This is a genomic window from Bradyrhizobium sp. ERR14 (genome assembly GCF_014198235.1).
In the GTDB taxonomy this organism is placed as follows: Bacteria; Pseudomonadota; Alphaproteobacteria; order Rhizobiales; family Xanthobacteraceae; genus Bradyrhizobium.
In genome coordinates this window covers 76,828-95,207 of record NZ_JACIHD010000003.1, presented here as the reverse complement: position 1 = coordinate 95,207, position 18,380 = coordinate 76,828, and the positions used below count along the sequence as shown (strand labels likewise).

Here is an 18,380-nt window from a genome sequence, read left to right as displayed (position 1 = left end):
TAGAGTCATGTCCATTCTCGAAAACACCATCTCCCCCGGCGGCGCCGCCTACCACGCCAACCGCGACGGCATGCTCGGCCTCATCGACCGCATGCGCGCGCTGGAAGAGCGCACCCGCGCGGCGTCGGCGGCGGCGAAGGATCGCTTTCACAAGCGCGGCCAACTGCTGCCGCGCGAGCGCGCCGCGCTGGTGCTCGATCCCGGCGCGCCCTTCATCGAGCTGTCGACGCTCGCCGGCTACATGTTCGATGTACCCGACGCGACCAAGAGCGTGCCCGGCGGCGGAGTGGTCGCCGGCATCGGCTTCGTCTCGGGCATTCGCTGCATGGTCAGCGCCAGCGATTCCGGCATCGATGCCGGTGCGCTGCAGCCTTACGGTCTCGACAAGACGTTGCGGGTGCAGGAGCTCGCGCTGGAGAACAAGCTGCCCTACGTGCAACTGGTCGAAAGCGCCGGCGCCAACCTGTTGCGCTACCGCGTCGAGGACTTTGTCCGCGGTGGCAACATTTTTCGCAATCTGGCGCGGCTCTCTGCGGCAGGCCTGCCCGTCGTCACCGTCACGCACGGCTCCTCGACTGCCGGCGGCGCCTATCAGACGGGTCTCTCCGACTACATCGTCATGGTGCGCGGCCGTACCCGCGCCTTCCTCGCGGGGCCGCCGCTGCTGAAGGCCGCGACCGGCGAGATCGCTACGGAAGAAGAGCTCGGTGGCGCCGAGATGCACACGCAAGTGTCCGGTCTCGGCGACTACCTCGCCGAGGACGACCGCGATGCACTGCGCATCGCGCGCGAGATCATGGCGGCGCTGCAATGGGAGCGACCGGGCAGGACGGCGTCGGAATTCAAGCCGCCGCGCTACGACCAGGACGAGCTGCTCGGCATCATGCCGATGGACCACAAGCGCTCCGTCGACATGAAGCAGGTGATCGCACGTATCGTCGACGATTCCGATTTCACCGAGATGGCACCGAACTACGGACCCGCCACCGTCTGCGGCCACGCCCGCATCGAAGGACAAGCGATCGGCATCATCACCAACAACGGGCCGCTCGATCCCGCCGGCGCCAACAAGGCAACGCATTTCATCCAGGCGTGCTGCCAGACGGGCACGCCGATCCTCTATCTCAACAACACCACCGGCTACATGGTCGGCAAGGCCTATGAAGAAGCTGGCATGATCAAGCACGGCTCGAAGATGATCCAGGCGGTGACCTCGGCGACGGTGCCGCAGATCACCATCTATTGCGGCGCCTCGTTCGGCGCCGGCAATTACGGCATGTGCGGCCGTGGCTTCCATCCGCGCTTCTGCTTCTCCTGGCCGAACGCCAAGACCGCGGTGATGGGCGGCGAGCAGGCCGCCGAGACCATGGCTATCGTGACGGAAGCGGCCGCCGCGAGGCGCGGGAAGCCGGTCGAAAAGGACAAGCTCGATGCCATGAAGGCGCAGATCATCGGCGTGTTCGACGGCCAGATGGATGTATTCTCGACCAGCGCGCGCGTGCTCGACGATGGGGTGATCGATCCGCGCGACACCCGCGCGGTGCTGTCCGAAGTGCTCGCGATCTGCCGCGAAGGCGACGCGCGGAATCCCCAGCGCATGCAGTTCTCGGTGGCCCGCCCATGAGGAACGGATCAGTGCAGCACCGGCCGTTCTTCAAGGTCCTGGTCGCCAATCGCGGCGAGATCGCATTGCGCGTGATGCGCAGCGCCCGGCAGCTCGGCCTTGGCGTCGTCGCGGTCTATTCGGATGCGGATCGCGATGCGATCCATGTGCAGCAGGCGGATCAGGCCGTGCGCATCGGCGAAGCCTTGCCGGCGCAATCCTATCTCAACATCCCCGCGATCATCGCCGCGGCGAAAGCGAGCGGCGCAGATGCGGTTCATCCCGGCTACGGCTTCCTCGCCGAGAACGAGGATTTTGCGCAAGCCTGCAAGGACGCCGGCCTCGTCTTCATCGGCCCGTCGCCGCAGGCGATCGAGGCGATGGGCAACAAGGCCGGCGCCAAGGAGATCATGAGGAAGGCCGGCGTGCCCTGCGTGCCCGGCTATCAGGGTGCCGATCAAGGCGATGAAGTCATGCTGGCGGAGGCCAGGAAGATCGGCTTTCCCGTGATGATCAAGGCGGTCGCCGGCGGCGGCGGTCGTGGCATGCGGCTCGTGACGGACGCGGCGTCCTTCCCGGATGCGCTGCGCAGTGCGCGGTCGGAGGCGAACGCGGCGTTCGGCGACCCCACCGTCATTCTCGAACGCGCCATTCAGAACCCGCGCCATATCGAGATCCAGGTGTTCGGCGACAGCCATGGCAACGCCATCCATCTCGGCGAGCGTGACTGCTCGGTGCAGCGGCGACACCAGAAGCTGATTGAGGAGGCGCCGTCGCCTGCGGTGACGCCGGTGTTGCGCGCGAAGATGGGTGAAGTCGCGGTCGCCGCGGTGAAGGCGCTGCGTTACGAAGGCGCCGGCACGCTGGAATTCCTGCTCGATGCGAGCGGCGCGTTCTACTTCATGGAGATGAACACGCGTCTCCAGGTCGAGCATCCCGTGACCGAGGCGATCACCGGGCTCGATCTGGTCGAGCTGCAGCTGCGTGTCGCGCGCGGCGAGCCGCTGCCGGTGAAGCAGCAGGACGTCAAGTTCTCCGACCATGCCATCGAGGTGCGGTTGTGCTCGGAAGATGCCGCGCATGACTTCATGCCGCAGTCGGGCCGCATGGCGCGCTGGCAGGTGCCTGACGGCATCCGCGTCGAGCACGCGCTGCGATCGGGCTCGGAGATCCCGCCGTTCTACGATTCCATGATCGCCAAGGTGATCAGCCATGGCGCCACGCGCGATGAGGCGAGGGGGCGGCTGATCGTCGGCCTCGAGCAGCTCACCGCATTTGGCGTGACGACCAATCAGGCGTTCCTGATGTCCTGCCTCCGTCATCCCGGCTTTGCCACAGGCGAGGCGACGACGGCCTTCATCGGTACGCATCGCGACGAGCTGCTGGCACCGCGCGCGAACGCGGCATTTGACTTGGCGCTAGCGGGCCTGCTGCTCTATATCACCAACCCGCGCACACCGTCATGGCAGGGCGGGCGGAGCCTCGCTGCCACCTTTCCGCTGCCAGCGAAGATCGAGATCGCCGGTCAGACGTACGAACTCGAAGTCACGCGCGAGCGCGATGGTAGCTACACCGTTGCCATCGACGGCCGGCGAAACACATTCGAAATTGATCAACTCGACGCCGACGCCGTCCGCTTCCGCCACGATGGCTTGATGGATAGTGCAAAATTCCTGCGCGACGGCGACCGCCTCTATCTCCAGCACCGTGGCATCCCGCTCGCGGTCAGCGATCTCACGCTCGCCGCGCCGAAGGCCACTGCTGCCAATGGCGGCGACGGCAAGGTGCGCGCCGCCATGAACGGCCGCGTCGTCGCCGTCCTGGTCAAGCCGGGTGACCGCGTCACCGCTGGCCAACCGGTTTTGACGCTTGAAGCGATGAAGATGGAGCACGTCCACAAGGCCGGCGTCGACGGCGTGGTGGCGGCTATCGACGTCGCCGAAGGCGAGCAGGTGACGACGGGCAGGATCGTTGCGGAGATCGGGGCATAGTCGGCGCCACGAACTCCGCAATCGTAGGGTGGGCAAAGGCGCAAAGCGCCGTGCCCACCATCTCGCGCTAATCGCAGAAAAGTCGTGGGCACGCTCCGCTTTGCCCACCCTACGGCATCTCGCATGCGATAAAAATTCCCTTATTAATTCAGTTGCTTAATTGCGTATCGGCGCGAGGTATGAACTCAATTTGAACCTTGTTCATTTTTCAGCTACAAATAATGAACGCTGTTCAATTTTGGAGCCGGCATGTTGCGCGTCAATGATCCCGCCCAAGCGACCAATCCGATGCTCCCGTCGGTATCCCGCCGCTTCTCGTTCGTCGCCCCACAACTCCGCGAGGGATACCTGATTGGAGCCCTCTGCGTTCTGGCGCTGTCGGCGCTCCTTGCCCCCGCGCTGCCCGCCGCCGCTTGGCACATCCCGCACTTCGTCGACAGTCGCACCTGGCTCGGCGTGCCCAACGCAGGCGATGTGCTGAGCAATCTCGCCTTTCTCGCGATGGGCGTCTGGGGCTCGGAGCGGCTGCGCGCCCGCCATGATGCGCCAGTGGGTGCAAGCTGGTTTTTCGTCGGCCTGATCCTCACCTGCCTGGGCTCAGGCTTCTATCATCTGGACCCCGACATGCCGCAACGGCTCGTGGCTGATCGTCTCGGCATGGCGGTGGCATTCGCAGGCTTTCTGGGCATCGCGGCCAGTGAGCGCGTCAGTGTGCGCGCCGGCGAGGCGGTGCTGGTGCTGATGATGGTTGCGGGCTTGCTGGCTGCCTGGGTGGCTCGCGACAATCTCACGCCATGGGTGGTCGCGCAGTTCGGCGGCATGGCACTTGCCGTGGGACTGGCGTTGGCGCGGCCGCAGCCTGGCGCGCTCGGCGTGCCGCTCGGCGGCGTGGTCTTCTTTTATGTGCTGGCGAAGCTTTTCGAACTCGGTGACGCGCTCATTTTCGAAGCGACAGGACACTTCGTCTCGGGCCACACGCTCAAGCATCTGGCCGCAGCGTGGCGGCCTGGCCGGTGATCCGCACGCTCCGCAATCGTACCGAGCGTAGGGTGGATTAGATTAGCCCGCGGCCGCGCCAAGCGCGGTCCGCGGGCGCAATCCACCTTTTTGATCTCCGCGGAAACAGAAGTGGTGGGTTACGCCTTGCGGACCACGCTTCGCGCAGTCCGCAAGGCTAACCCACCCTTACGGAACCGTGTTGCTCCGCCCCGTGCCCTCATTGAGCAGACACGCGACCTGATGCCCGGCGCCCGCGTCCAGCAGCGCCGGCCGCTCCGTCCTGCAACGCTCCATCGCAAATCGGCAGCGGGTGTGAAACGCGCAGCCTGAGGGTGGATTGACCGGGCTCGGCACATCGCCGTCGACCAGCGGCGCGAGCTTCTTCGCGAGCGGATTGGCGACCGGAACTGAGGCGAGCAGGGCCTGCGTGTAGGGATGGCGCGGATTGCGGAACAACTCGTCCTTGCCTGCGATCTCGACGATGCGGCCCAGATACATCACGGCGACGCGGTGGCTGATGTGCGCGACCACGGCGAGGTCGTGCGCGATGAACAGATAGGAGAAGCCGTGCTGGCGCTGCAGGTCGATCAGCAGGTTGATCACCTGCGCCTGGATCGAGACGTCGAGCGCGGAGACCGGCTCGTCGCAGACGATCAGGCGCGGCTCCAGCGCCAGTGCGCGCGCGATGCAGATGCGCTGGCGCTGCCCGCCGGAGAATTGATGCGGGAAGTTGTCCATCTGGTCGGCTCGCAAGCCCACCTGCTCGAACAGCGTTGCGACCCGCGCCTCCAGTTCCTTGCCGCTGGCGAGCCCGTGCACCGCAAGCGGCTCGCCAACGATGTCGCCGGCGGTCATGCGCGGATTGAGCGAGGCGAACGGGTCCTGGAAGACGATCTGCATCGAGCGCCGGTGCGGGCGCAGTGCTGCCTTGGACAGATGGGTGATATCCTCGCCGTCGAGGTGAATCTGGCCCGAGGTCGGCTCGACCAGCCGCAACACGCTGCGCGCCACCGTCGACTTGCCGCAACCGGACTCGCCGACGAGCCCGAGTGTCTCGCCGGCATGCAGCGAGAACGAGACGCCGTCGACCGAGTGCACGGTGCCGACCTGCCGGCGCAGCACGCCGGCCCGCACCGGGTAGTGCTTCTTGAGGTTGGTGACTTCGAGCAGAACGTTGCTCATGCCACCTCCGCGACTTCTTCCGCACGCCAGCAGGCGGCAAGATGTCCGCCGCCCCAATCCGCCAGCGGCGGATATTCAGCCTCGCAGCGCTTGATCGCGAGCTTGCAGCGCGGCGCGAAGGCGCATCCCTTCGGTAGCCGCACCAGCGACGGTACGGTGCCGGGAATTTCATTCAGCCGTGCCGGCGCCGCGACGCCGGATGCCGGCACCGCCGGGATCGAGGCCATCAGCCCGCGCGTATAAGGGTGCTTCGGCGCGGCGAACAGCGCTTCGACGCTGGCTTCCTCGACCTTGCGGCCCGCATACATCACGATCACGCGTTGCGCCGTCTGCGCGACCACGCCGAGATCGTGCGTGATCAGCACGAGCCCGGTGCCGAGCTCCTTCTGCAGATCGAGGATCAGCGCCAGAATCTGCGCCTGGATGGTGACGTCGAGCGCCGTGGTCGGCTCGTCCGCGATCAGCAGCGCCGGTCGGCAGGCCAGCGCCATCGCGATCATCGCGCGCTGGCGCATGCCGCCGGAGAGTTGATGCGGATATTCCTTCGCGCGTCGCGCCGGCTCGGGAATGCGGACCAGGCGCAGCATCTCGACGGCGATATTCTGGGCCTCTTTGGCCGGGATGTTCCGGTGCAGCCGCACCGCCTCGACGATCTGGTCGCCGATCCGCATCACCGGATTGAGCGAGGTCATCGGCTCCTGGAAGATCATCGAGATGCGGTTGCCCCTGATGGCACGCATCTCCGCCTCGTCCAGCGCCAGCAGATCGGTGCCTTCGAGCGAGACGGAGCCGCCGACGATGCGGCCGGGCGGGTCGGGCACCAGCCGCATCAGCGACAGCGCGGTGACGCTCTTGCCGCAGCCGGATTCGCCGACGATCGCCAGCGTCTCGCCGCGCTTCACGGTAAAGGAGACGTCGTCGACCGCTTTGAACAGGCCGGAATTGGTGAAGAATACCGTTTTCAGGTTCTTCACATCGAGCACGAGGTCGGGTTTGTCAGCCATCAGCCGCGTTGCCTCGGATCAAGAATGTCGCGCAAGGCGTCGCCGAACAGGTTGGCGCCGAACACGGCGAGGCTGATCGCGATGCCCGGGAAGATCACCAGCCACGGCGCGGTGCGGACATATTCGGCGGCGGACTCCGAGAGCATGCGGCCCCATGATGGATAAGGCTCGGGAATGCCGAGGCCGAGGAAGGAGAGCGAGGCCTCGGTGAGGATGGTCGAGCCGAGCTGGGCGGTCGCGAGTACGATCAGCGGCGCCAGCGTGTTCGGCAGCACGTGGCGGAGCGCGATGCGCACTTCGCTCATGCCGATCGACTTGGCGGCTTCGATAAAGGGGAGTTCGCGCAGCGCCAGCGTGTTGGCGCGGATGACACGCGCGACCGTCGGGATCAGCGGAATGGCAATCGCAATGATCACGTTCGGCAGCGATGGGCCGAGTGCCGCCGTCATCACCAGCGCCAGGACCAGCAGCGGCAGCGCCTGGAGGACGTCGGAGACGCGCTGGAACACGAGATCGACCCAGCCGGAGAGATAGCCGGAGGTGAGGCCGACGATGACGCCGATCGTGCCGCCAAGCGCGGTCGAGCCGATCCCGACCGCCAGCGAGATCCGCGCGCCGTGGATGATGCGGCTGAACACGTCGCGGCCGAAGGAGTCCGTTCCCATCCAGTGCGCCAGGCTCGGGCGGGCCAGAGCGCGGGCCGAATCGATCGACAGGGGATCGTAGCGCGCGATGAAATCGGCGAAGACGGCCGTGAGTACGAACACGGTCATGATGACGAGGCCCGCGGCGCCCAGCACATGCCGCTGTGCCAAAAACAGTACGCGGCGCCAGCCCCCGGTCGCATGCGCGCCGGCCCGCCTCAGTTCAACGTCGAAGTCGATCGCGGCCAAATTGATCTCCTAATCCGTGTATCTGATGCGCGGATCGAACACGGCGTAGAGCATGTCGACGATGAAATTCGCGCTCACCACCACGACGGCGATCAGCATCACGAGGTTCTGCACGATCGGATAGTCGCGCCAGCGGATCGCCTCGACCAGGAAGCGGGCGACGCCGGGGATGTTGAACACCGTCTCGGTGACGATCAGGCCGCCGATCAGGAACGCAGCCTCGATGCCGATCACGGTGATCACCGGAAGGATCGCGTTCTTCAGCGCGTGGTGGTAGTTCACGGCGGCATCGGAGGCGCCCTTGGCGCGCGCGGTGCGGATGTAGTCCTGCCGCAGCACCTCCAGCATCGAGGATCGCGTGATGCGCATGGTCAGCGCAGCGCTGCGGAAACCGACCGCGGCGGCCGGCACGGCGTAGGTGGCGAACGCCTCGAGCCAGGTCTTCGGGTTTGGATTGAAGATCGGCATCTGGCCGAACATCGCCACCGACGCAGTCAGGATGAGCAGGCCGAGCCAGAACGAGGGCAGCGACAAGCCGCTCAAGCTGACGACACGCAATGCGTAATCCAGCCGTGTGCCCTGCTTCACCGCGCTGATGACGCCGAGCGGAATACCGATCGAGGCCGAGAATAGCAGCGCGAGGCCGGCTAGCTTTGCCGTGATCGGAATCCGCGGCAATATCTCCTGCAGCGCGGGCTTTTCGGAGACGTAGGAGTAGCCGAAGTCGCCGTGCAGAAAACCGCTGATCCAGTGCCAATATTGCACGATCAGCGGCTGGTCGATGCCGAGCTCCTTCTCCAGATTGGCCTTGTCGGCGGGATCGACATAGCCGGCGGCTGCGAACAGGATGTCGACGATGTTACCCGGGACGATGCGCAGCAGGACGAAGATGACGACCGAGATCCCGAACAGGGTCACGAGCATCAGGAACAGGCGTCGCACCAGATAGGCAAACATCCTTCGCCCTCCGCGAGCCGCTAGAGCATGATCCGGAAAGGTGCGCAGCGGTTTTCCGACAAGATCATGCTCAAAACCAAAATCCCGAAGCCTTCAGCCTGCCGCGCTACTTGTCGAGCCACGCGTCCTCGTAGCGAAAGCCGTTATAGGAGCTGTTCGACATGATCGTGATGCCCTTGACGTAGGGCTGCCAGCAGGTGCCGGCCCGTGCATGGAAGATGATCGGACGGGCGACATCCTCCTGCAGCTTCTTGTCGATGTCCCAGACCAGCGGCTTGCGCTTGGCGGTGTCGGTCTCCTGCGATTGCACGTCGAACAGCTTCTCGATCTCCTTGTTGCAGTAATTGGTGTAGTTCCGCTCCGACCCGCAGGAATAGTTTTCGTAGAAGGACTGATCGGGGTCGTCGACGGAGTTGCCGGTCAGATTGAGGCCCAGCATGTAGTCCTTGCGCGCGACTTTCGGGAACCAGTTCGCGGTTTCCACGACGTCGAGCTCGCCATCGATATAGATGCTCTTGAGCTGGTCGATCAGGATGACGGCGGGGTCGCGATATTCCGCCAGATTGCGCGTCGAGACCTTCACCGCGAGATGCTTGTCAGGACCGTAGCCCGCCTTCTGCATCAGCTTCTTTGCCTCTTCCCGATTCGCGTTCACGTCCCGGCCGTAGCCCGGAATGGTCTCGAGCTTGTCCTTGGGCATGCCCCAGATGCCCTGAGGCGGTGGCAGCATGGTGCCGCCGATATCGGCCTGGCCTTCGAACAGGATGTCGACGAAGGCCTTGCGGTCGAGCGCAAGTGCCACCGCCCGGCGAATATCGATGTTGTCGAACGGCGCGGACGTCGAATTGACGATGATGTTGGTCGAAACGTTGGTCGGCTCGACGACGCAGGTCGCGTTCGGCGCCTGCGACTTGATGTCCTTCAGGAGCGGAATCGTGATGTGCGTCGGGAAGGTCATGTCGAACTTGCCGGCGACGAAAGCGAGAATCGCGGTCGAGCGGTTCGTGATGATCGTGTATTCGATGCCGTCGAGATAGGGCAGGCCCTTCTTCCAATAGTCCGGATTTCGCGTCAGCTTGATCGATTCATTGGCCCTGAACTCGACGAATTTAAACGGTCCGGTCCCGATCGGATGGGTGCGCATGTCCGCCGGCGAGACGTGACAGGGATAGACCGGCGTATAGCCGGACGCGAGCATCGCCAGCAGTGACGGCTGTGGCCGCTTCAGGTCGAAGGAGACCTCGAAATCGCCACTCGTCGTGATCTCGTTGACTTCGTTGTACCAGGCCTTGCGCGGATTCTGCCGAAGCTTCTGCTGCGATTTGCCCATCAGCAGATCGAAGCTGCATTTGACGTCGGCCGATGTGAACGGCTTGCCGTCGTGCCATTTGACGCCCTGGCGCAGCTTGAACGTCAGCTTCTTGTTGTCGCTGCTCCAGGACCAGCTTTCGGCGAGCTCAGGCCGCAGGGTCTCAGGACTGTTCTGCGCGATGTGCTGGTCGTAAATGACGAGGTTATTGAAGACGCCCATGAACGGCACGTTGACCGAATAGGTCGCGCCCTCGAGGATCGATGCGTTGGCCGGGCTGTCGCGGTGATACATTCGCAGGACGCCGCCCTGCTTGGGCTCGCCGGCGAGCGTGGTGGTTGAGGCCGTCAGCACAGATAGCGCCGCCATTGCGGCGAGCGCCCACACGCTCCGCATGCTCATCCTCCCTGGACGTCAGTCTTTTGGGCCTTTGCGGCCTGTTTGTCGCGACGATAGCACGCGAGTTGAGGGAGGCAACCGGTAAGGCCGCATGCCGCCTCGACAATTCGGATGACCGAAGGCCGCAGGTCTTACTCTCATGATGTGAGAGTGCAGGTGCGAAGAGATGGTTCCGGTGCTGGTGTTGCGCGCAATCGTATGAACAAGCTCGCCGCCGCGCCCTCACACAATCCGCGACGCCTTGTTCCCCCAATACCGGTCCCGCAGCAGCCGCTTGTACAACTTCCCGGTCGGCAGCCGCGGCAATTCCTTCTCGAAATCGACCGAGCGCGGCACCTTCTGCCGTGACAGCGATTTTGCGCAGAATGCGATCAGCTCTTCGGCGAGGGCCTCGTCCGGCACGACATCAGGCATCGGCTGCACCACCGCCTTCACCTCTTCGCCGAGATCGGGATTGGGCACGCCGAACACCGCGGCATCGGCGACCTTGGGATGGGTGATCAGCAAATTCTCGCATTCCTGCGGGTAGATGTTCACGCCACCGGAGATGATCATGAAGGTGGCACGATCGGTGAGGTAGAGAAACCGGTCGGCATCGACATAGCCGACATCGCCGACCGTGCTCATGCTGCCGTCGGCCGAGCGCGCCTCCTTGGTCTTCTCCGGATCGTTGAAATATTCGAATGGCGAGGCGGTCTTGAACCAGACCTGGCCCGGGGTTCCGGTCGGACATTCCCGCATGTTCTCGTCGAGGATGTGGAGGTCGCCGAGCAGCACCTTGCCGACGGTGCCGCGATGGCTAAGCCATTCCTCGCTGTTGCAGGCGGTGAAGCCGAGGCCTTCCGTCGCGCCGTAATATTCGTGGATGATCGGGCCCCACCATTTAATGATGTCGTCCTTGACCAGAGCCGGGCAGGGCGCGGCGGCGTGGATCGCGATCTCCAGCGAGGACAGGTCGTAGCGCTTGCGCACCTCCTCCGGCAACTTCAGCATGCGCGAGAACATGGTCGGCACCAGCTGGGTGTGGGTGATGCCCCACCGCTCGACCAGCTCGAGATAACGCTCGGGATCGAAGCTCTCCATGATGATCACGGTGCCGCCCATGCGGATCGTGAGGTTCACGGCCGCCTGCGGCGCCGAGTGATAGAGCGGGGCCGGCGAGAGGTAGACCATGCCCTCGCGGTAGTGCCAGAGCCTGGTCAGGAAATCGAACAGCGGCAGATTGTGCTTTGGGGGCTCCTCCGGCAGCGGCCGCAGGATGCCCTTGGGCCGTCCGGTCGTGCCCGATGAATAGAGCATGGCGGTGCCGAGCCACTCGTCGGCGATCGGCGTTGCCGGCATATCGGCGGTGACGTCCGCAAGACCGACGATGCGCTCGCTCTCGCCCGGGCCGTCGGCGACGATGCAGAGCTTGATGTCGGGGCAGGCCTTGATCGCCTCGCGGGCGATGTCGAGCTTCGCCACCGAGGTGATCAGGATCTTCGACTGGCTGTTGACCAGCAGATAAGCGAGCTCGCCTGGCGTCAGGAAGGAGTTGATGCAGGTGTAGTACAGCCCGGAGCGTTCGCCGGCGCCGCAGGCCTCCAGATAGCGCGAATTGTTCTCCATAAAGATCGAGTAATGGTCGAGCCGCTTCAAGCCGTGCTGGCGGAACAGATGGGCCAGCCGATTGCTGCGCGCATCGAGCTCGCGATAGGTGACGGCCTCGCCTGTGGCCGCCATGATGAAGGCGGGCTGCAGCGGGCGTAGGCGGGCATGCTGACCTGGGTACATCTATCCTCCGGCTTTGGACTATGCGGCGAGAAGCAGGATTTCGCGCACCTGCGCCGGGCCTTCGATCTTGCGCGGGTTGCGCGGGATCCAGTTGGTGCGCATCGCCTGCTCGGCGATTGTCTCGAAATGCTCGGGCGATACACGCACCTCTGCGAGGCTGCGCGGCATGCCGAGCGAGCGGATGAAGGCATCGAGCACGTCGGCGGCGTTGTGGCCGGGATAGCCCATGGCAGCGGCGACGATCATCTGGCGCTCGGCGTTGTCCCTCGCGTTCCAGCGCATCACCGCCGGCAGCATGATGCAGGACGTGTAGCCGTGCGGCACGTCGAAGGCCGCGCCCAGCACGTAGCCGATGCCGTGGCTCGCGCCCATGGGAACGCCGGCCGCGAGCGCGCCCATCGACAGCCAGGTGCCGATCTGCGCATCCATCCGCGCGTCGAGATCGGCGGGGTCGGCTTTTACCCGCGGCAGCGCGTCGGCGAGCATGGCGAGGCCCTTCACCGCTTGCGCGTCGGCATAGGGATGTGTCTCGCGCGAGCAGATCGCTTCGACGCAATGGTCGATGGCGCGGATGCCGGTCGACAGGAACAGCCATTCCGGGGTGTGCACGGTGATGGCGGGATCGAGGATGGTCGCGCGCGGCACGGCGAGCGGATGCCGCAGCATCTGCTTCACATGCGCAGCTCGGTCGGTCACGCCGGCAATGGATGAGAACTCGCCGCCGGCGATCGTGGTGGGCACGCTGACCTGGCGCACGGTCGGCGCCGTCATCTCCGGTGCGACGCCCTTGTGCACGCGAATCCGCTCGATGCCGTCGATATCGTCGATGCCGTTGGCGAGGCAAAGCTGCACCGCCTTGGCGCCGTCGGTGATCGAGCCGCCGCCCACGGTGACGATCAAATCGGCGCCGGCCTCGCGCGCCGCGTTGGTTGCCGCGATCACCGCCTCGCGCGGCGTGTGCGCCGGCATGGCATCGAACAGGCCGGCGCAGCGGGGTCCCAGAGCTTCCTTGATCTTGCTGATTTCGTCGGTCTGCCGGTTCAGCGTGCCCGAAACCATCAGGAAGGCGCGGCGCGTTCCCAGCCGGTCCATCTGCGCGACGATGGCCTCAGTTGCAGGATGGCCGAACACGACCTCCTCGATCGCGCCGAAAACGACACGTCCCTGGTGCACGCCTGTCCTCCCGGACAATTCGTCTTGTTTTTGTAAGGGCAATCTAGCCGAGCGGATGGCGTTCGTCATGTGCGAAGGCGCTGGCTCTCTCTCTCTTACCCTCCCTCCAGGAGATGGTGTGCACGATGCGGCGGCATTGGCAGTCGGCTCCCTCTCCCGCTTGCGGGGGAGGGCTGGGGTGGGGGCTGTCTCCGCATTGGGATTGTTGAGAATTGCGGACGATGTCCCCGAGTGGTGACAACCCTCACCCGCCGCGCTCTGCGAGCGCGTCGGCCTCTCCCGCAAGCGGGAGAGGCGGAGCAAGCCCGCGGCCCTCACGAAATCCATACGCGATAGCCCTACCCAGGGGAGGGTGGCGTCGTGCCTTCGTCACCAGTCTCGTATCGCGCGAGAGAGCTCCACTCACCCCCTGTCAACCCGCCATCCGGTCAGGGCGCGCTCGGAAGCCCTGCACGCGCTTTGGTCTTGAAGTGGTCATCAACTCCACCCATCTTGGGACGCCCGCGGGTAAATGCCTACCCTGCTTTTTCCGCGGCTTTTGACATGCGGACGATGCGAGGACCTGGGATGGCTGGACCGGATGGAAGCGAGCGACTTGTCAAAAAGCACGAATTCGTCCAGCCGCGGCATTGCGCACTAGCGGGTCTCCTCGTCGCTTCATTCGCGCTCACCGGTTGCGGGCAGCCCGCCTCGCAAGGCGCTGCCCCGCCGCCGGCGCCCGTGACGGTCGCCCAGCCGGTCAAGCGCACCGTTACCGATTGGGACGAGTTCACCGGCCGCTTTGAGGCGGTGGAGGAGGTGCAGGTGCGCCCGCGCGTCGGCGGCTTCGTCAACTCGGTCGAATTCCAGGACGGCGCCATCGTGCGTCAGGGCGACCTGCTCTACGTGATCGACCCGCGTCCGTTCGAGGCGGTGGCCACGCAGGCGGAAGGGCAGCTGTCGGATGCCCGCGCCAAGGTGGAGCTTGCCAAGCGCGAGCTCGACCGCGGCCTCAGCCTGGTGCAGACCAGCGCCGTCTCCGAGCAGGTCGTCGACCAGCGCCGCCAGGCCCTGCAAGCTGCGCATGCGGCGGAGGTGCAGGCTGAAGGCGCGCTGAAAGCCGCCAGATTGAACATCGAATTCACCCATGTGGCGGCGCCGTTGACCGGCCGCGTCAGCCGCCATCTCGTCAGCCCCGGCAATCTCGTGCAGGGCAGCGACAATGGCTCTTCGACCCTCCTGACCTCGATCGTCACGCTCGACCCGATCTACGTCTATTTCGACATGGATGAGGCGACCTTCATCAAATACAGCAAGCTGTGGTTCGAAGGTAAGCGTCCGAGCTCGCGCGATACGGCCAATCCCGTGCAGGTGACGCTCGCCGGCGAAACCAAGCCGTCGCATGAAGGCACCATCAACTTCCTCGACAACCGGCTCGACGTCTCGACCGGCACGCTACGCAGCCGCGCCGTGGTCAAGAATACCGATCTGTCGATCCTGCCGGGCCAGTTCGGGCGTGTCAGGCTGATCGGCAGCGCGCCCTATGAGGCGTTGCTTATTCCGGATGCTGCCGTCGCGACCGACCAGTCCCGCAAGATCGTGTTCGTGGTGAAACCCGACGACACCGTCGAGGCGCGTCCCGTGGTGCTCGGGCCGCTCGATGACGGCCTGCGCGTGATCCGCGAAGGATTGAAGGCCGAGGACCGCGTCATCGTCAACGGCATCCAGCGTGCCCGTGTCGGTGCCAAGGTAGCCCCGCAGACCGCGCAAGCCCCGGCCGGTGGCAAGTCATGAATCTCGGTCGTCTCTCCATCAACCAGCCCATCCTGGCGATGGTGCTGTCGATCGTGCTCCTGATCGTCGGCGCGATCGCCTACACCACGCTGCCGGTCTCCGAATATCCGCAAGTGGTGCCGCCGACCGTCGTCGTCACCACGCAATATCCCGGCGCTTCCGCGCAGACCGTTTCCGACACGGTCGCAGCTCCGATCGAGCAGGAGATCAACGGCGTCGAGGACATGCTGTATCTCTACAGCCAGGCCACCTCGAACGGCCAGCTCACCATCACCGTCACCTTCAAGCTCGGCACCGATCTCGACAAGGCCCAGGTGCTGGTGCAGAACCGCGTCGCGATCGCGCAGCCGCGCTTGCCCGAGGAGGTCCAGCGCAACGGCGTCACCACCCGCAAGAACTCGCCCGACATCCTGATGGTCGTGTTCATGCTGTCGCCGGACGACACCTTCGACCAGCTCTACATCTCCAACTACGCGCTGCTGCAGGTCCGCGACCAGCTGCTGCGTCTCGACGGCGTCGGCGACATCCAGATCTTCGGCGCGCGCGACTATTCGATGCGGCTGTGGCTCGACCCCGATAGAATTGCCAATCTCGGCCTGACCTCGGCCGAGGTTCTGGCCGCGATCCGCGCCCAGAACGTGCAGATTGCGGGCGGCCAGATCGCCGAGCCGCCGATTGCCGACCGCGCCTTCCAGCCTAACCTCACCTTCACCGGCCGCCTGAAGGACCTGAAGCAGTTCGAGGACATCCTGATCAAGGCCGGCTCCGACGGCCGCGTGGTGCGGTTGCGCGACGTCGCCCGCATCGAGCTCGGCGCGCTCGCCTACAGCACCAACAGCTTCCTGCTGCGTAAATCCGCCGTCGCCATGCTGGTGACGCAGCGGCCGGGATCGAACGCGCTCGCGACGGCAAAGAACATCTCCGACACCATGACGAGGCTGAAGGAGAGCTTCCCAAAAGGTCTCGACTACAATATCGGCTATAACCCGACCGAGTTCATCGCCCAGTCCGTCCACGAGCTGATCAAGACCATCTACGAGGCGATGCTGCTCGTGGTCATCGTCGTGCTGGTGTTCCTGCAGGGCTGGCGGCCCGCGATCATACCGATCATCGCGATCCCGGTGTCGCTGGTCGGCACTTTCGCGGTGATGGCGGCGCTGGGCTTCTCAATCAACAATCTCACTTTGTTCGGTCTCGTCCTCGCGGTCGGCATCGTGGTCGACGATGCCATCGTGGTGGTCGAGAACGTCGAGCGCCATCTCGAGCACGGCATGAGCCGGCGCGACGCCGCGCTCAAGACCATGGAGGAGGTCGGCGGCGCGCTGGTCTCGATCGCGCTGGTGCTGTGCGCGGTGTTCGTCCCGACCGCGTTTCTGGGCGGTATTTCCGGGCAGTTCTTCCAGCAATTCGCCGTCACCATTGCGGTCGCGACGGCGATCTCCTGCTTCTGCTCGCTGACACTGTCGCCGGCGCTGGCCTCGCAGATCCTGGTGCCGCACGAGGAGAAGCGGCCGCCGGCAAGCTGGAATGTCGTCGCGCGGGCGTGGGGCGCCTTCACCGCGGTCTTCAACCGTGTGTTCGACCGGCTGGCGCACGGCTATGCCGGCCTCGCCGATTTCGTCATCCGCCATGCGGTGGTGATGATCCTGATCTACGTCGCGCTGATCGGCAGCGCCGGCTGGCTGATCGTGACGACCCCGCAGGGCTTCATCCCCGCGCAGGACCGCGGTTATGTCATCGTCTCCGTGCAATTGCCCGGAGCAGCATCGCTGGCGCGCACCACCGAGGTCGTGCGCGAGATCGAGCGGATCGCGCTGGACACGCCTGGCATCGTCCGCGTCGCGGCCTTTGCCGGCTTTTCCGGCGCGACGCGCACGCAGGCGGGTAATGCCGCGGCGCTGTTCCCGGTGTTCGATGAACCGGAGGCGCGGATCAAGAAAGGGTTGACGGCCAACGCCATCACCGGCGAGCTGCGCAAGCGGCTGCAGGCGATCCAAGGCGCCTTCATCATCGTGATTCCGCCGCCGGCCGTGCCTGGCATCGGCACCGGCGGCGGCTTTACCATCCGCATCCAGGATCGCCAGGGCCGCGGGCCTGAGTTGCTCGCCGCGGCCACCGACGAGCTGGTCGCCGCGGCGCGCAAATCGCCATCGCTGCTCGGCCCCACGGTGTTCTCGCCGTTCTCGGCCAACACGCCGCAGCTCTTCGTCGACATCGACCGCACCAAGGCGCAGAAGCTCGGTGTTCCCATCTCCAATATCAACGACACGATCCAGAGCTATTTCGGATCGACCTATGTCAACGACTTCAACCTGTTCGGCCGCACCTATCACGTCACCGCGCAGGCCGACTTCCCGTTCCGGAAAGAGCCCAGCGACCTCGCACGCCTGCGCACGCGCAACGCCGCCGGCGACATGGTGATGCTCGGCAGCGTGGTCGAGTTCAGGGACGTCTCGGGTCCCGACCGCGTCGCGCGCTACAATCTCTATGCGGCGTCCGAGCTCCAGGGCGAGCCGGCACCGGGCACCAGTTCGACCACGGCGCTCAACACCATCAAGAAGCTGGCGGACGACACCTTGCCGAGCGGCTTCACCTTCGAATGGACCGATCTGTCCTATCAGCAGATCACCGGCGGCAATGCCGGCCTCTACGTGTTTCCGATCTGCGTGCTGTTCGTCTACCTCGTGCTCGCTGCGCAATATGGCAGCTGGACCCTGCCGTTCGCGGTGATTTTGATCGTGCCGATGTGCCTGCTCGCTGCCACCATCGGCGTGCGCATCATGGGCCAGGACGTCAACATCCTCACCCAGATCGGCTTCGTCGTGCTGGTGGGGCTGGCGGCCAAGAACGCGATCCTGATCGTCGAGTTCGCGCGCGACATCGAGAACGAAGGCAAGCCGCGGCTGGAGGCGGTGATCGACGCCTGCCGCTTGCGCCTGCGACCGATCCTGATGACGTCCTTCGCCTTCATCCTCGGCGTGCTGCCATTGGTGATATCGAGCGGCTCCGGCTCGGAAATGCGGCAGGCCGTCGGCGTCGCCGTGTTCTTCGGCATGATCGGCGTCACCCTGTTCGGCCTGTTGTTCACGCCGATCTTCTACGTGGTGGTGCGGAACCTGGCGGAAAGGCGGAATGAGGGGAAGAAGCCGCAGGTGGCAGGCCCCTAGTTGTCGGTGGCGGCCACTTGCTTCCCCTCACTCCAAGTGTCGTCCCCGCGAAAGCGGGGATCCATAGCCACAGGGAGCAGTTTGGCGAAGACTCGGAGTAACCAGGTTCGCCCCAAACCTCTCCCTGTGGTTATGGCGACGAGCGCAAGCGCTCGCG

The 18,380-nt window shown here is 65.0% G+C and carries 12 protein-coding genes; 5 read left to right on the top strand and 7 right to left on the bottom strand.

The window, feature by feature from the left end; all coding sequences use genetic code 11:
* Positions 1–7 precede the first annotated feature (7 nt).
* The 3 genes from GGD62_RS10320 to GGD62_RS10310 all read left to right on the top strand — a co-directional run bounded on the left by GGD62_RS10320 (position 8) and on the right by GGD62_RS10310 (position 4,611).
* A complete protein-coding gene (locus GGD62_RS10320) occupies positions 8–1,624 on the top strand; it encodes an acyl-CoA carboxylase subunit beta (RefSeq protein WP_183708338.1) in 1,617 nt (538 codons plus the stop codon).
* Positions 1,621–3,594, top strand: coding sequence for an acetyl-CoA carboxylase biotin carboxylase subunit (locus GGD62_RS10315; protein ID WP_183708336.1), 1,974 nt, complete (start codon positions 1,621–1,623; stop codon positions 3,592–3,594). The genes GGD62_RS10320 and GGD62_RS10315 overlap by 4 nt, the downstream gene beginning before the upstream one ends.
* Before the next feature lie 249 nt (positions 3,595–3,843).
* Entirely contained in the window at positions 3,844–4,611 is a 768-nt protein-coding gene (locus tag GGD62_RS10310) for a hypothetical protein (protein WP_246800049.1), read from the top strand.
* A 168-nt stretch (positions 4,612–4,779) separates the two neighbouring features.
* On the opposite strand, the gene GGD62_RS10305 is transcribed toward GGD62_RS10310, so the two are convergent.
* From GGD62_RS10305 to GGD62_RS10275, 7 genes are all read right to left on the bottom strand, one after another.
* Complete coding sequence (locus tag GGD62_RS10305) at positions 4,780–5,775, bottom strand: ABC transporter ATP-binding protein (protein ID WP_183708334.1); 996 nt, start codon at positions 5,773–5,775, stop codon at positions 4,780–4,782.
* Positions 5,772–6,779 carry an ABC transporter ATP-binding protein gene (locus GGD62_RS10300; RefSeq protein WP_183235728.1) on the bottom strand — a complete coding sequence of 336 codons (1,008 nt, stop codon included), beginning with the start codon at positions 6,777–6,779 and terminating at the stop codon, positions 5,772–5,774. The genes GGD62_RS10305 and GGD62_RS10300 overlap by 4 nt, the downstream gene beginning before the upstream one ends.
* Positions 6,779–7,672 carry an ABC transporter permease gene (locus tag GGD62_RS10295; RefSeq protein ID WP_183708332.1) on the bottom strand — a complete coding sequence of 298 codons (894 nt, stop codon included), beginning with the start codon at positions 7,670–7,672 and terminating at the stop codon, positions 6,779–6,781. Before GGD62_RS10295 ends, GGD62_RS10300 begins: the two co-directional genes overlap by 1 nt.
* Before the next feature lie 9 nt (positions 7,673–7,681).
* Positions 7,682–8,629, bottom strand: coding sequence for an ABC transporter permease (locus GGD62_RS10290; protein WP_018316803.1), 948 nt, complete (start codon positions 8,627–8,629; stop codon positions 7,682–7,684).
* Positions 8,630–8,735: 106 nt separating this feature from the next.
* Complete coding sequence (locus GGD62_RS10285) at positions 8,736–10,334, bottom strand: ABC transporter substrate-binding protein (RefSeq protein ID WP_183708330.1); 1,599 nt, start codon at positions 10,332–10,334, stop codon at positions 8,736–8,738.
* A 225-nt stretch (positions 10,335–10,559) separates the two neighbouring features.
* On the bottom strand, positions 10,560–12,110 hold the full coding sequence (locus tag GGD62_RS10280; protein WP_183708328.1) for an AMP-binding protein: 1,551 nt from the start codon (positions 12,108–12,110) through the stop codon (positions 10,560–10,562).
* 18 nt (positions 12,111–12,128) lie between these two features.
* Positions 12,129–13,283, bottom strand: a complete 1,155-nt coding sequence (locus tag GGD62_RS10275) for an iron-containing alcohol dehydrogenase (RefSeq protein WP_183708767.1) — start codon at positions 13,281–13,283, stop codon at positions 12,129–12,131.
* Between the two features lie 567 nt (positions 13,284–13,850).
* Here GGD62_RS10275 and GGD62_RS10270 point away from each other — a divergent pair.
* Both GGD62_RS10270 and GGD62_RS10265 read left to right on the top strand, forming a co-directional pair.
* The gene (locus GGD62_RS10270; RefSeq protein WP_183708326.1) at positions 13,851–15,056 is read left to right on the top strand and encodes an efflux RND transporter periplasmic adaptor subunit; all 1,206 of its coding nucleotides are present in this window, start codon (positions 13,851–13,853) and stop codon (positions 15,054–15,056) included.
* Positions 15,053–18,223: an efflux RND transporter permease subunit gene (locus tag GGD62_RS10265; protein ID WP_183708324.1), complete on the top strand. Its 3,171-nt coding sequence runs from the start codon at positions 15,053–15,055 to the stop codon at positions 18,221–18,223. The genes GGD62_RS10270 and GGD62_RS10265 overlap by 4 nt, the downstream gene beginning before the upstream one ends.
* The last annotated feature ends 157 nt before the right edge of the window (positions 18,224–18,380 follow it).

Bases quoted from the DNA above. Each gene is read 5' to 3' on its own strand.
- GGD62_RS10320 (WP_183708338.1), top strand. From the start codon at position 8: ATGTCCATTCTCGAAAACACCATCTCCCCCGGCGGCGCCGCCTACCAC.
- GGD62_RS10315 (WP_183708336.1), top strand. From the start codon at position 1,621: ATGAGGAACGGATCAGTGCAGCACCGGCCGTTCTTCAAGGTCCTGGTC.
- GGD62_RS10310 (WP_246800049.1), top strand. From the start codon at position 3,844: ATGTTGCGCGTCAATGATCCCGCCCAAGCGACCAATCCGATGCTCCCG.
- GGD62_RS10305 (WP_183708334.1), bottom strand. From the start codon at position 5,775: ATGAGCAACGTTCTGCTCGAAGTCACCAACCTCAAGAAGCACTACCCG.
- GGD62_RS10300 (WP_183235728.1), bottom strand. From the start codon at position 6,779: ATGGCTGACAAACCCGACCTCGTGCTCGATGTGAAGAACCTGAAAACG.
- GGD62_RS10290 (WP_018316803.1), bottom strand. From the start codon at position 8,629: ATGTTTGCCTATCTGGTGCGACGCCTGTTCCTGATGCTCGTGACCCTG.
- GGD62_RS10285 (WP_183708330.1), bottom strand. From the start codon at position 10,334: ATGCGGAGCGTGTGGGCGCTCGCCGCAATGGCGGCGCTATCTGTGCTG.
- GGD62_RS10280 (WP_183708328.1), bottom strand. From the start codon at position 12,110: ATGTACCCAGGTCAGCATGCCCGCCTACGCCCGCTGCAGCCCGCCTTC.
- GGD62_RS10270 (WP_183708326.1), top strand. From the start codon at position 13,851: ATGGCTGGACCGGATGGAAGCGAGCGACTTGTCAAAAAGCACGAATTC.
- GGD62_RS10265 (WP_183708324.1), top strand. From the start codon at position 15,053: ATGAATCTCGGTCGTCTCTCCATCAACCAGCCCATCCTGGCGATGGTG.